This is a genomic window from Streptomyces sp. NBC_01520, from assembly GCF_045040375.1.
Taxonomy (GTDB): domain Bacteria; phylum Actinomycetota; class Actinomycetes; order Streptomycetales; family Streptomycetaceae; genus Streptomyces.
Genome location: NZ_CP109404.1, coordinates 4,073,833 through 4,087,435, shown reverse-complemented (window position 1 = coordinate 4,087,435; position 13,603 = coordinate 4,073,833). Strand labels below are relative to the sequence as shown.

At 67.1% G+C, this 13,603-nt stretch carries 14 protein-coding genes; 5 read left to right on the top strand and 9 right to left on the bottom strand.

The features are described 5' to 3' along the window. The first annotated feature begins 4 nt into the window (after positions 1–4). The gene (gene trxB / locus OG524_RS18330; RefSeq protein ID WP_405389757.1) at positions 5–976 is read left to right on the top strand and encodes a thioredoxin-disulfide reductase; all 972 of its coding nucleotides are present in this window, start codon (positions 5–7) and stop codon (positions 974–976) included. Positions 977–1,020: 44 nt separating this feature from the next. After that, positions 1,021–1,353, top strand: a complete 333-nt coding sequence (trxA, locus tag OG524_RS18325; RefSeq protein WP_405389758.1) for a thioredoxin — start codon at positions 1,021–1,023, stop codon at positions 1,351–1,353. Positions 1,354–1,445: 92 nt separating this feature from the next. Here trxA and OG524_RS18320 read toward each other — a convergent pair whose 3' ends face one another. From OG524_RS18320 to rpmH, 9 genes are all read right to left on the bottom strand, one after another. Next, complete coding sequence (locus OG524_RS18320; RefSeq protein ID WP_405389759.1) at positions 1,446–2,063, bottom strand: GNAT family N-acetyltransferase; 618 nt, start codon at positions 2,061–2,063, stop codon at positions 1,446–1,448. Positions 2,064–2,368: 305 nt separating this feature from the next. After that, a complete protein-coding gene (locus OG524_RS18315) occupies positions 2,369–3,460 on the bottom strand; it encodes a ParB/RepB/Spo0J family partition protein (RefSeq protein ID WP_405389760.1) in 1,092 nt (363 codons plus the stop codon). Then, complete coding sequence (locus OG524_RS18310) at positions 3,457–4,533, bottom strand: ParA family protein (RefSeq protein WP_405393155.1); 1,077 nt, start codon at positions 4,531–4,533, stop codon at positions 3,457–3,459. The genes OG524_RS18315 and OG524_RS18310 overlap by 4 nt, the downstream gene beginning before the upstream one ends. Positions 4,534–4,826: 293 nt before the next feature. Continuing rightward, positions 4,827–5,543: a 16S rRNA (guanine(527)-N(7))-methyltransferase RsmG gene (gene rsmG, locus OG524_RS18305; RefSeq protein ID WP_405389761.1), complete on the bottom strand. Its 717-nt coding sequence runs from the start codon at positions 5,541–5,543 to the stop codon at positions 4,827–4,829. Between the two features lie 109 nt (positions 5,544–5,652). Then, positions 5,653–6,162 (bottom strand): protein jag, encoded by a 510-nt coding sequence (locus OG524_RS18300; RefSeq protein ID WP_384494710.1) that lies wholly within the window; start codon positions 6,160–6,162, stop codon positions 5,653–5,655. Between the two features lie 14 nt (positions 6,163–6,176). Next, on the bottom strand, positions 6,177–7,442 hold the full coding sequence (yidC, locus tag OG524_RS18295; RefSeq protein WP_405811095.1) for a membrane protein insertase YidC: 1,266 nt from the start codon (positions 7,440–7,442) through the stop codon (positions 6,177–6,179). Positions 7,443–7,445: 3 nt separating this feature from the next. After that, on the bottom strand, positions 7,446–7,793 hold the full coding sequence (gene yidD, locus OG524_RS18290) for a membrane protein insertion efficiency factor YidD (RefSeq protein ID WP_405389763.1): 348 nt from the start codon (positions 7,791–7,793) through the stop codon (positions 7,446–7,448). Then, on the bottom strand, positions 7,790–8,161 hold the full coding sequence (rnpA, locus tag OG524_RS18285; protein ID WP_384494704.1) for a ribonuclease P protein component: 372 nt from the start codon (positions 8,159–8,161) through the stop codon (positions 7,790–7,792). Before rnpA ends, yidD begins: the two co-directional genes overlap by 4 nt. A gap of 19 nt (positions 8,162–8,180) precedes the next feature. After that, positions 8,181–8,318: a 50S ribosomal protein L34 gene (gene rpmH / locus OG524_RS18280; RefSeq protein ID WP_003967884.1), complete on the bottom strand. Its 138-nt coding sequence runs from the start codon at positions 8,316–8,318 to the stop codon at positions 8,181–8,183. A gap of 380 nt (positions 8,319–8,698) precedes the next feature. Here rpmH and dnaA point away from each other — a divergent pair, with 380 nt between their 5' ends. The 3 genes from dnaA (at position 8,699) to gnd (ending at position 13,599) form a co-directional block, all read left to right on the top strand. Beyond that, positions 8,699–10,471, top strand: coding sequence for a chromosomal replication initiator protein DnaA (gene dnaA / locus OG524_RS18275; RefSeq protein ID WP_405389764.1), 1,773 nt, complete (start codon positions 8,699–8,701; stop codon positions 10,469–10,471). Between the two features lie 987 nt (positions 10,472–11,458). Continuing rightward, a complete protein-coding gene (dnaN, locus tag OG524_RS18270; RefSeq protein WP_056793166.1) occupies positions 11,459–12,589 on the top strand; it encodes a DNA polymerase III subunit beta in 1,131 nt (376 codons plus the stop codon). Positions 12,590–12,720: 131 nt separating this feature from the next. Further along, entirely contained in the window at positions 12,721–13,599 is an 879-nt protein-coding gene (gene gnd / locus OG524_RS18265) for a phosphogluconate dehydrogenase (NAD(+)-dependent, decarboxylating) (protein WP_384494699.1), read from the top strand. The last annotated feature ends 4 nt before the right edge of the window (positions 13,600–13,603 follow it).

The window sequence follows — 13,603 nt, the reverse complement described above, 5'->3', positions numbered from 1 at the left end:
AACCGTGACCGACGTCCGTAATGTGATCATCATCGGGTCCGGGCCGGCCGGTTACACCGCCGCCCTGTACACCGCTCGCGCGTCGCTGAAGCCCCTGGTGTTCGAGGGCGCCGTGACCGCCGGCGGTGCGCTGATGAACACCACCGACGTAGAGAACTTCCCGGGCTTCCAGGACGGCATCATGGGCCCCGATCTCATGGACAACATGCGCGCCCAGGCCGAGCGCTTCGGTGCCGAACTCATCCCCGACGACGTGATCTCCGTCGACCTCACGGGCGACATCAAAACCGTCACGGACACCGCGGGCACGGTGCACCGCGCCAAGGCCGTCATCGTCACCACGGGATCGCAGCACCGCAAGCTCGGCCTGCCGAACGAGGACGCCCTTTCCGGACGCGGTGTCTCCTGGTGTGCCACCTGTGACGGCTTCTTCTTCAAGGACCAGGACATCGCCGTCATCGGTGGCGGTGACACGGCCATGGAGGAGGCGACCTTCCTCTCCCGGTTCGCCAAGTCCGTCACGATCGTCCACCGCCGTGACTCCCTGCGCGCCTCCAAGACGATGCAGGAACGCGCCATCGCCAACCCTAAGATCAAGTTCGCCTGGGACAGCGAGGTCGCCGAGATCCACGGCGATCAGAAGCTCGCGAGCCTGACCCTGCGGAACACCAAGAACGGTGAGACGTCCGATCTCGCGGTGACCGGCCTGTTCATCGCTGTCGGCCACGACCCCCGCACCGAGCTCTTCAAGGGCCAGCTCGAACTCGACGACGAGGGTTACCTCAAGGTCGAGGCCCCCTCGACGCGCACCAACCTGAAGGGTGTCTTCGGCGCCGGCGACGTCGTCGACCACACCTACCGACAGGCCATCACCGCTGCCGGGACCGGCTGCACCGCAGCCCTTGACGCCGAGCGCTTCCTGGCCGCGCTCGACGACGAAAAGCTCGCCGAGCCGGAGAAGACCCCCGCGGTCTGACGCTCCCCCTCACCCCACACTCCAGCGAATTTAAGGAGGCCGCCGTGGCCGGCGCCCTGAAGAACGTGACCGACGACTCCTTCGACGAGGATGTCCTGAAGAGCGAGAAGCCCGTACTCGTGGACTTCTGGGCTGCCTGGTGCGGCCCGTGCCGTCAGATCGCCCCCTCCCTGGAGGCCATCGCGGCCGAGCACGGCGACCAGATCGAGATCGTCAAGCTCAACATCGACGAGAACCCGGCCACTGCGGCAAAGTACGGCGTGATGTCCATCCCCACGCTCAACGTGTACCAGGGCGGCGAGGTCGCCAAGACCATCGTCGGCGCCAAGCCGAAGGCCGCGATCCTCCGCGACCTCGAGCCCTTCATCAGCGAGTAGTACAGCGGCACACACTGTTTCACGTGAAACGGGCTCGCCCTCCGGGGGCGGGCCCGTTCTGCGTCGGCGACCCGAACGGAACACGAGCGGGCTCACAGAGGCCGCAGCGCTGGCTCCTTCTGCACAGCACCCAGCAGTCGGTCCAACGCCAGCTCGACGTCCTCCTTCCAGGAGAGCGTCGTACGCAGCTCCAGCCTCAGCCGCGGGTATGCGGGGTGGGGGCGCACCGTCTTGAAGCCCACCGCGAGAAGGTGATCCGCCGGGAGGACACACGCAGGCTCCTTCCAGCGGGCATCGCCGAAGGCCTCGATCGCCTTGAAGCCCCGCAGCAACAAGTCCTTGGCGACTGTCTGCACGATCACCCGGCCGAGCCCTTGCCCCTGGAACCGCGGCAGGATGAACGCGGTCATCAGCTGTACGGCATCGGGGGAGACGGGGCTGGTGGGAAACGCCATGGCCCGGGGAACGTATGCGGGCGGTGCGTAGAGAACGAAGCCGGCAGCGACATCATCCACATAGACGACCCGCCCGCAGGAACCCCATTCGAGGAGCACCGCCGAGATCCAGGCTTCCTTCTCGAGCCCGGATCTACCTGCTTCTATCGCAGCTTCCCCGCTGACCGGATCAAGTTCCCAGAAGACACACGAACGGCATCGCCTGGGGAGATCCGGAAGGTTGTCCAGTGTGAGCGGTACAAGCCGTCGCCCCATGAAGGCGATTCCTCGCTTTCTGCGCCCGCCGCATCACGTGCGGCTGCCAGCACACTCCGTTCGCGGAACAAGCTGCCGACAAACCCTCCGACAGCGCCAAGCCCCAACCCGACTGTCACCAGGTGGCTGCGATTCACTGATCGCACGGCCCCCGCCTCCTCTGAGGTGGATCACGGTGGTGGATACGCCATACCAGAACGCATCGTATCCACCCAGACGTGATGCGGATACCGAGAGAGAGCAAAGGGCGGGCTGTGTTCCGGGATCTTCACCGGCACACAGCCCGCCCTATATCTTCCGCACGTTCAGCCTTCGTCGGCCTCGGCCTGCTCGTCCTCGGCACTCCGGTCCAACACGCGCCCCTCACCCGGGGCGAGGCTGCCGAGGATCCTGTCCAGATCCTCCATCGAGGCGAACTCGACGACGATCTTCCCCTTCTTCTGCCCGAGGTCCACCTTCACCCGCGTCTCGAAACGGTCGGAGAGCCTGGATGCCAGATCGGTCAGTGCCGGCGAGACCCGTCCGCCCGCACGAGGCCCTCTCGGCTTCGCGGAACTCGTGGGCTCGGAACCCAGAAGGTTCACGATCTCCTCGACCGCACGCACGGACAGCCCTTCGGCCACGATGCGGTGAGCCAGCCGGTCCTGCTCGTCCGAGTCGTCCACCGACAACAGGGCCCGTGCGTGGCCGGCCGACAGAACCCCGGCGGCGACCCTGCGCTGCACCGGCGGGGAGAGCCGCAACAGACGCAGTGTGTTCGACACCTGAGGACGGGACCGCCCGATCCGGTCCGCCAACTGGTCATGCGTGCACTTGAAGTCCTTCAGCAGCTGGTCGTACGCCGCCGCCTCCTCCAGAGGGTTCAGCTGGGCCCGGTGGAGGTTCTCCAGGAGCGCGTCCAGAAGCAGCTTCTCGTCGTCGGTCGCCCGGACGATCGCCGGGATACGGTCCAGCCCCGCCTCACCGCAGGCCCTCCAGCGACGCTCACCCATGATGAGCTCGTAGCGGTCGTCAGCCACCTTGCGGACGACGACAGGCTGGAGGAGACCGACCTCCTTGATCGAGGTGACCAGCTCGGCCAGGGCGTCCTCGTCGAACACCTCACGAGGCTGCCGGGGGTTCGGCGTGATCGAATCAAGGGGGAGCTCAGCGAAGTACGCCCCCGCGGAGCCGGTCGGCTCGGCGACCGTCTCCAACCCCACGGCCGGGGAGCTCGGCTCCGGAACCATCGGACCGGAGGGCAGCGCTGCCACCTTCGCGGCGGCCACACCCCGCTCGGCGGTCAGTACGGGGGACGCACCCGCGCCCGCACCAGGAGCCGATACCTGCTTCTCCTGAGGAGCCGCGGGAATCAGTGCACCGAGCCCACGCCCCAGCCCTCTACGACGCTCGCTCACTGCATGCCCTCCGAGTTGATCTGCCGGCTGTTCTGAACGCCCGTGTGGGCCTGCTGCGCCTCGTAATGCATCCCCACGCCCCTGAGGGCGATCTCCCGGGCTGCCTCGAGGTAGGAGAGTGATCCACTGGAACCCGGATCGTAGGTCAGCACCGTCTGCCCGTAGCTCGGCGCCTCGGAAATGCGCACCGACCGCGGAATGCTCGTGCGCAGCACTTCCTTGGAGAAGTGGCTGCGCACTTCCTCAGCCACCTGTGAGGCGAGCCTCGTCCGCCCGTCGTACATGGTGAGCAGGATCGTCGACACATGAAGATCCGGGTTGAGGTGCCCCCGGACGAGATCGACGTTGCGCAGCAGCTGTCCGAGACCCTCCAGCGCGTAGTACTCGCACTGAATCGGGATGAGCACCTCGGCGCCGGCCACCATCGCGTTGACCGTCAGCAGACCGAGCGACGGCGGGCAGTCGATGAGGATGTAGTCCAGCGGCTGCTCATACGCCTGAATCGCCCGCTGCAGTCGACTCTCCCGTGCCACCAGAGACACCAGCTCGATCTCCGCACCGGCGAGATCGATGGTGGCCGGGGCACAGAAGAGGCCTTCGACGTCCGGAACGGGCTGGACCACTTCGGAGAGCGGCATGCTCTCCACCAGGACGTCATAGATGGAGGGGACTTCCGCGTGGTGGTCGATCCCCAGGGCCGTGGAGGCGTTGCCCTGCGGGTCGAGGTCCACCACCAGGACGCGCGCACCATGCAGGGCGAGTGAAGCGGCAAGGTTGACCGTGGAGGTCGTCTTCCCTACCCCGCCCTTCTGGTTGGCCACGACGATGACGCGTGTCCGGTCAGGTCGAGGCAGCCCCTCGCCGGCGCGGCCAAGGGCCTCAACCGCCAGCTGGGCCGCACGACCGATAGGTGTGTCGTCCATCGGAGGCGGTGTTTCACGTGAAACACCGTCCCCCGCGGACTCGGTACGGGGACCGGGGACCGGATCGGTCATCGGTCCCGCGATCTCGGCGTCGGACCGCAAGGATTCACTCTCCTCGACTTCAGGCTCGCAATGAACAGAGCCTGCCATGCTTTTGGGGTCACGAACCAGCGAGGCCGACTGTTCTGTGGATGAATCCGCTTCTGTGGACAACACGGCAACCCTTACGGGCTTGCGATCCCGCGGCGCGGCAGCCGCACGACCACGGTCGATGATTCCCTGCAGCAGAGAGCGACGTTTCACGTGAAACACGATGCCTGTGCAGCACAAGCGGCAGGCTCTCGACACTCCGCAGGTGGAACATATCGCCGCTTCCTTGGAGCATCACCAAGGAAAATCCGATATGCGGAAAAACCAGCCGGACCATCTCTGTCCGTCAGGTCTCAGCGGCGTCGGCGCGTCCGGCTGACCCGCGCGGCCTTGGCTCGCTTTGCGGCGAACCTCACACCGCCCGGACTCTCGCCGACCACGACACGCACCACCGTGGCCGCCGGATCGACGAGGCCCTCACCGACGTGCAGCACCTCGGTCTCCACCACCCCGAGCTTGCTCAGGGCGGCACGCGCCCCCTGAATCTCCTCCTCGGCGGTGCCGCCCTTGAGCGCCAGCATCTCTCCGTACGGACGCAGCAGGGGCACCCCCCACCCGGCAAGCCGGTCGAGCGGGGCCACCGCTCGGGCTGTCACCACATGGACGGGCTGGAGCGTCCCGAGCACTTCCTCGGCCCGGCCACGGACGACCGTCACATGATCCAGGCCCAGCAGCTCGACGACCTCCTGCAGGAAGTTCGTCCGGCGCAGCAGCGGCTCGAGCAGGGTGATCTTGAGGTCGGGGCGTACCAGTGCCAGGGGAATGCCGGGAAGGCCCGCCCCGGACCCCACGTCGCACACCGTGACGCCCTCGGGAACCACTTCGGAGAGCACGGCGCAGTTCAGCAGGTGGCGCTCCCACAGACGCGGCACCTCGCGAGGGCCGATCAGCCCTCGCTTGACCCCCGCGTCCGCGAGCAGCTCCGCGTACCGGACAGCTTCTGGGAAGAACTCACCGAATACCGCCTGCGCCTCTTGGGGCGCCTGAGGGAGCCCTGCTGCCTCCGTCACGGGGACCGTCCTTCCGTACCGCACTAGCGCACTGTGGGTGGCTGACTATCAGGCTGACAAAGATCGGCCCCGCCTGCGAACAGACGGGGCCGACAGTACAAGGGTTCGGTCAGGCCGGGAGAACGACGACGAAGCGCTGCGGCTCCTCGCCCTCGGACTCGCTGCGCAGACCCGCTGCCGCGATCGCGTCGTGCACGACCTTGCGCTCGAACGGCGTCATCGGCTCCAGCTTCACCGGCTCACCCGAGCTCTTGACCTCGTCCGCGGCCTTGGCACCCAGCGCGGCCAGGACCTCACGCTTCTTGGCACGGAAGCCGCCGATGTCCAGCATCAGACGGCTGCGGTCACCGGTCTCCCGGTGAACGGCCAGGCGGGTCAGCTCCTGGAGCGCCTCCAGCACCTCACCGTCGCGTCCCACAAGCTTCTGCAGGTCACGCGCCGATTCACTGATGATCGAGACCGCTGCCCGGTCCGCCTCGACATCCATGTCGATGTCGCCGTCGAGGTCGGCGATGTCGAGCAGACCCTCGAGGTAGTCGGCCGCGATCTCCCCTTCCTGCTCCAGGCGGGTCAGGGTGTCGCTGCCCTCAGCGGCCGTGGTGGTGGTGCCTTCCGTCACGGATGGACTCCTTCTTACTTCTTGGACGGGTGCTTGGGCCGCTGCGGGCCCTTGCGCTGTCCGGACTTGGCTTGGCGTGAGGAACCGGACGCGGACTTGCCCGCCGGCTTCGACTTGTCATCCTGCGATGCGGAGTGCTTCTCCAGCGAGGTCTTGGCTCCGGGCTCGGCCGGCTCGGAGTCCTTGGCCGTTCCCGGCTGCGTGGCAGCCGTGTGACGCTTCGCCTTGGTCTGACGCTTGGGCTGCTGCCTCTTCGGCGCGGCGCCACCCTCGGCCTCGGTGACGGCGGCCTCGCTCTTCGCGACGGTTCCGTCCTCCTGCGCCGCGAGGCCCAGCTTGGACAGACCGGTGATGAACTTGCGCTCGATGTCGTTGCGGTCGGGGCCCTTGGCGACGATCCGCTTGACCGTGTTACGCCGCGTCCTGCCGCGCACCTGGCCGTGGGAGGTGACGCTCTTCAGCACACGTCCCAGGTACTGGTCCTGCGCCTTGCTGCCCGGCGTCGGGTTCTGGTTGATCACGTACATCTGCTGACCCATGGTCCAGACGTTGGTGGTCAGCCAGTACACGAGGACACCGACGGGGAAGTTGATACCCATGACGGCGAAGATCAGCGGGAAGATGTACATCAGCATCTTCTGCTGCTGCATGTACGGGGTCTTCACGGTCAGGTCGACGTTCTTCGTCATCAGCTGGCGCTGGGTGAAGAACTGCGACGCGGACATCATCACGATCATGATCGCGGTGACGACACGGACGTCGGTCAGCGAGGCGCCGAGCGCCGCGACCTTCTCTTCGCTGTCCATGAACTTCGCGGCCAGCGGGGCCCCGAAGATGTGTGCCTGCCGGGCGCTGTCCAGCAGCGGCTGGTCGATGACGCCGATCGTCTTGCCCGAGGCGATGGACGACAGCACGTGATACAGGGCGAAGAAGAACGGGGACTGCGCCAGGATGGGAAGGCACGAGGAGAGCGGGTTGGTACCCGTCTCCTTGTACAGCTTCATCATCTCTTCGGACTGACGCTGCTTGTCGTTCTTGTAGCGCTCCTGGATCGCCTTCATCTTCGGCTGGAGCACCTGCATGTTGCGGGTCGACTTGATCTGCTTCACGAAGAGCGGGATCAGGCAGATCCGGATCAGGACCACCAGGGACACGATGGACAGGCCCCAGGCCCAGCCCGTGTCGTCGCCGAAGAGCGCCCCGTACAACTTGTGGAACTGGACGATGACCCACGAGACAGGTGTGGTGATAAAGCTGAACAGACTGGCAATCGTGTCCACTAATCAGGCTCCTTGAGCTTTGGGCGAGGTCTCTGTGGCCGGGCTCGGGGGTTCGGAGACCGACCCCCCGGGAGGCACAGCGGCGGCTGAGTCCCCGCCCTTGCCGCCGCGCAGCAGTTCGTGCCAACGCGGACGTTTGCGTGGCGGTACGTGATCCACGCCGCCGGGTGACCACGGATTGCAGCGAAGGATGCGCCAAGCGGTCAGCGCCGTTCCCTTGATCGCACCGTGCCGGTCGATCGCCGTATATCCATAGTGGGAACACGACGGGTAGTAACGGCAGACAGGCCCGAGAAGTGGGCTGATCGTCCACTGGTACAGCTTGATAAGAGCCAGCAGCGGGTACTTCATCGCGCGCCCCCTCCCAGAAGCCGCTCCAGGGCGGCGTCCAGGTCTCGGGCCAGCTGTGCATGGTCGGCGTCGCCCGATCCGGGCAGCGCTCGTACGACAACAAGGCTACCGGGGGGCAACTGAGCCAGCCGGTCACGGACCAGATGGCGAAGCCTGCGCTTCACCGCGGTGCGGACGACCGCTCCGCCCACTGCTTTGCTGACAACGAAACCCGCACGTGGCGGGGGAGCACTCTCCCCCGCCACGTGCGGGTCCGTTACACCGCTGCTCAGATGGACGACCAGTAGCGGACGTCCTGCTCGACGTCCTCGTCGTACCGCGGTCGCGAAGTCCTCGCGCCGCCTCAGCCGATTCTCGGTAGGCAGCACGTCATGGACCTGTTGACGATCAGGCGGACAGGCTGCTGCGGCCCTTGCCACGGCGGTTCGCGAGAATCGCGCGGCCGGCACGGGTACGCATACGCAGCCGGAAGCCGTGGGTCTTGGCGCGACGACGGTTGTTCGGCTGGAAGGTGCGCTTGCTCACTCGGGGGCTCCAGAAATGATTGTGTGTTGGCGGGACATCGCCTGGCTGTCACCGTGCGCCCACGAGGAACTCGCGTAAACGCCCTAGTGCACCGCTTCACAATCACAGATCGTGATGTTTGCCCATCGGAGGCAGGCGGCAGCAGCCATCGACAACTCGACCTGGTCACGGTACGCGCGGCGGCGTCATTCGGTCAAACCGGCTCCGCGCCGCCCCGTGCTGTACACAGCCTGTGGACAACAACTTGAACCGCGCGGGTCGGCCTGACTACCGTGGCTGAACTCCGGTTCTTTTCCTTCCCACCTGCCGGGCCTCACCCGACCCGACCCATCCCGTCCCGAGAAGCACACATTCGTGGGACATGCGAGAGAGCGTGCCTTGTGGCTGACGTACCTGCCGATCTTGCCGCAGTGTGGCCACGAGTGCTGGAACAACTCCTCGGGGAGGGCCAACAGGGCATCGAGCCGAAGGACAAGCAGTGGATCGAGCGCTGCCAGCCGCTGGCACTCGTCGCCGACACCGCCCTGCTGGCCGTTCCCAACGAGTGGGGCAAGCGCGTCCTGGAGGGCCGGCTCGCGCCGCTCATCAGCGAGACGCTCACCCGTGAGTGCGGCCGGCCGATCCGGATCGCGATCACGGTCGACGACTCCGCCGCCGAGCCCCCCGCCCCGCCCGCACCCCCCATGCACCAGGGTCAGCAGGCCCACCGCTACCAGGGACCGCCGCGCGACGAGCCCCCGCACCACGACGCCTACGACGGATACGGCCACCGGCCCTCCGACGACGGCATGCCGACGGCCCGTCCCGCCTACCCGGACTACCAGCAGCAGCGACCCGAACCCGGCGCCTGGCCCCGGGCGCAGGAGGATCTGTGGCAGCCCCGGCACGGCGGGTACCAGGACCGCGACCCGTACGCGAGCACACGGCCCCAGCAGCCGCAGCACGACTACCGGCCGCAGCAGCCCGAGCACCAGGGCTACGACCAGCCGCGTGACGGGCGCGACCGCCACGACCTTCAGGACCAGCAGCCCCAGCACCGGCAGGTCGGTCCGGGCACCGGCCGTGCCGGCGGCGGCCCGATGGGCGCTCCGTCGCCCTCGGCGCCCGGCCCCGGTGAGCCGCACGCCCGGCTGAATCCGAAGTACCTCTTCGACACCTTCGTCATCGGGGCTTCCAACCGCTTCGCGCACGCCGCGGCCGTCGCCGTCGCCGAGGCACCCGCGAAGGCGTACAACCCCCTGTTCATCTACGGGGAGTCGGGGCTCGGCAAGACCCACCTGCTCCATGCCATCGGGCACTACGCGCGGAGCCTCTACCCGGGCACCCGGGTCCGGTACGTGAGCTCCGAGGAGTTCACCAACGAGTTCATCAACTCGATCCGCGACGGCAAGGGCGACACCTTCCGCAAGCGGTACCGCGACGTGGACATCCTCCTGGTCGACGACATCCAGTTCCTGGCGAGCAAGGAATCGACGCAGGAGGAGTTCTTCCACACGTTCAACACGCTCCACAACGCCAACAAGCAGATCGTGCTGTCCTCCGACCGGCCGCCGAAGCAGCTGGTGACGCTGGAGGACCGGCTGCGCAACCGGTTCGAGTGGGGTCTCACCACCGACGTGCAGCCGCCCGAGCTGGAGACGCGTATCGCGATCCTCCGCAAGAAGGCCGTGCAGGAGCAGCTCAACGCCCCGCCCGAGGTACTCGAGTTCATCGCGTCCCGGATCTCGCGCAACATCCGTGAGCTCGAGGGCGCGCTCATCCGCGTCACCGCCTTTGCCAGTCTGAACCGGCAGCCGGTGGACCTCGGGCTGACCGAGATCGTGCTCAAGGACCTGATCCCCGGCGGGGAGGACTCCGCCCCCGAGATCACCGCACCGGCCATCATGGCGGCGACCGCCGACTACTTCGGGCTGACGGTCGAGGACCTCTGCGGATCCTCGCGCAGCCGCGTCCTGGTGACGGCGCGCCAGATCGCCATGTATCTGTGCCGCGAGCTGACGGACCTCTCCCTGCCGAAGATCGGCGCGCAGTTCGGCGGGCGCGACCATACGACGGTGATGCACGCCGACCGGAAGATCCGTGCGCTGATGGCCGAGCGGCGCTCCATCTACAACCAGGTCACCGAGCTCACCAACCGCATCAAGAACGGCTGACGGGCCGGTACGGCCACTCTCCGAACCACGCACGGACAAGGCGCCTCCGAGGACTTCACACGTCCTCGGAGGCGCCTTTCCGCTTCCCACAGCGCCCTTGTGCGCGCACCCGGCCGCCCTGGAAACGGGTCCTTCGGCAGGTCTGCGAGGCGTCCGAACGGTCTTTGCGGGCCCTTTCCGAGCACGGTCGGCCCCTCACGGAGCACATCGACTGTTCGAATACGGGCCTCGACAGGCCTCTTCTCCACAGATGGGCGAGGAAATGGGCGTCCACAGCCTGGGGACTGGGAAGTTGTCCAGATTGCATCCACAGGTGCCGCTGCCGATACTCCATCAGGCCAGGTCACATGCCTGGGGATTTGTGGTCAACGACAATCCACAGCCTGTGGACAAACTTTTGGTCCACAGGAGTGCATCGGCGTTGTCCACTGGCGGCCCACAGGCTGGACCGCGTTGTCCCCAGCTTTTCCCTGGTTCCCCACAGGACTGTCCACTGTTCGGCAACCCAACGCCGCCTTTCACTGCCGAGAGTGAAAGGCGTCACACCAGGACCCCTGGTTGAGCTGTGGGGAACGTGGGTAAAGCTGGGGACAGCCCTGGGGAGAAGTAGCCCCCGCCTGTGCATCGGGTGTGCAGAACTTTCGTGTGTCCACAGAAACGCCTGGTTGTCCACCGGTGTCACCCACAGGGTCGGTGGACAAAAAACCGCCTCTGACCTGCGAAAATGGCGTTATCCACGGTTTCCACAGGGCCTACTACTACTACCACTCAGAGTTAGCCAGGAATCCGCTTCGAAGTGGGGCCTGTGCACAACTTGAGTGGCGAGCTCCGCGAACCTCTTGGCGCGACTTGACCCCGAGCAGCAACGAGTGTCGGCGCCGTACGTCAGACTGGACCCCGGCGGCCTCCCCAGCTCTTCGGCGGGGAGACCCCGACCAGACGACGAAGGCCAGCAGGGCGAGCGAGCAACAGCAGGAGGCGGTTCCGGTGAAGATCCGGGTGGAGCGCGATGTACTCGCGGAGGCGGTGGCCTGGGTGGCCCGCAGCCTCCCGGCCCGTCCGCCGGCGCCCGTTCTCGCGGGCCTTCTGCTGAAGGCTGAGGACGGTGCCCTCAGCTTCTCGAGCTTCGACTACGAGGTCTCGGCCAAGGTCTCGGTGGACGCCGAGGTCGAGGAGGACGGCACGGTGCTGGTCTCCGGCCGGCTGCTCGCCGACATCTGCCGCGCCCTTCCGAACCGCCCGGTGGAGATCTCCACCGACGGTGTACGGGCCACGGTGGTCTGCGGCTCCTCGCGGTTCACCCTCCACACCCTGCCTGTGGAGGAGTACCCGGCACTGCCACAGATGCCCACCGCGACGGGCACCGTCCCCGGTGAGGTCTTCGCCTCCGCCGCCGCCCAGGTCGCCATCGCGGCCGGCCGCGACGACACGCTGCCCGTCCTGACGGGTGTCCGTATCGAGATCGAGGGCGACACCGTCACCCTCGCCTCCACCGACCGCTACCGCTTCGCGGTCCGTGAGTTCCTGTGGAAGCCGGAGAACCCGGACGCCTCGGCCGTGGCCCTGGTGCCCGCCAAGACGCTCCTGGACACCGCCAAGGCGCTGACCAGCGGTGACACGGTGACGCTCGCGCTGTCCGGCGCCGGTGCCGGTGAGGGCCTCATCGGTTTCGAGGGTGCGGGCCGTCGTACGACGACGCGTCTGCTCGAGGGCGACCTGCCGAAGTACCGCACGCTCTTCCCCACCGAGTTCAACTCGGTGGCGGTCATCGAGACCGCCCCGTTCGTCGAGGCCGTCAAGCGCGTCGCCCTGGTCGCCGAGCGGAACACCCCGGTGCGGCTCAGCTTCGAGCAGGGCGTGCTGATCCTGGAGGCCGGTTCCAGCGACGACGCACAGGCTGTGGAGCGCGTCGACGCCGTGCTGGAGGGCGACGACATCTCGATCGCCTTCAACCCGACCTTCCTGCTGGACGGGCTCAGCGCGATCGACTCCCCGGTCGCCCAGCTCTCCTTCACGACGTCCACCAAGCCGGCCCTGCTCAGTGGCCGTCCCGCGGTCGACGCCGAGGCGGACGACGCGTACAAGTACCTGATCATGCCGGTCCGGCTCTCGGGCTGATCCGCGGTCGCTTCCTGTCATGGCAAGTCCGGTGGGCGTGCTCAGTGCCGAGCAGGCCCGCCGTACTGTCCCCGGCCCGGGCGTAGGCTCGGTCCTGGGTACGAATCGGCACAACGCTTAAGGAATCTCTGATGGAGCTCGGTCTCGTCGGCCTCGGCAAGATGGGCGGCAACATGCGTGAGCGCATCCGCCGCGCAGGCCACACCGTCATCGGTTACGACCGCAACCCGGACGTCGCGGATGTCCACAGCCTCGAAGAGCTTGTGGGCAAGCTCAAGGGTCCCCGCGTCGTGTGGGTGATGGTCCCTGCAGGTGCCGCGACCCAGTCCACCGTCGACGAGCTGGCCGAGCTGCTCTCCCCGGGCGACATCGTCGTGGACGGCGGGAACTCCCGCTGGACGGACGACGAGAAGCACGCCGTCGAGCTGGGTATCAAGGGCATCGGCTTCGTCGACTGCGGCGTCTCCGGTGGCGTCTGGGGCCTGGAGAACGGCTACGCCCTGATGTACGGCGGCGACGCCGAGAACGTCGCGAAGGTCCAGCCGATCTTCGACGCGCTGAAGCCCGAGGGTGACTTCGGCTCCGTCCACGCGGGCAAGGTCGGTGCCGGCCACTTCGCGAAGATGGTCCACAACGGCATCGAGTACGCCATGATGCAGGCCTACGCCGAGGGCTGGGAGCTGCTGGAGAAGGTCGACTCCGTCACGGACGTGCGTGAGGTCTTCCGCTCCTGGCAGGAGGGCACGGTCATCCGTTCCTGGCTGCTCGACCTGGCGGTCAACGCGCTGGACGACGACGAGCACCTCGACAAGCTGCGCGGCTTCGCCGCGGACTCCGGCGAGGGCCGGTGGACGGTCGAGGCCGCCATCGACAACGCCGTTCCGCTGCCGGCGATCACCGCGTCCCTGTTCGCGCGCTTCGCCTCGCGGCAGGACGACTCCCCGCAGATGAAGATGATCGCCGCACTGCGCAACCAGTTCGGCGGCCACGCGGTCGAGAACAAGAAGTAAGCGG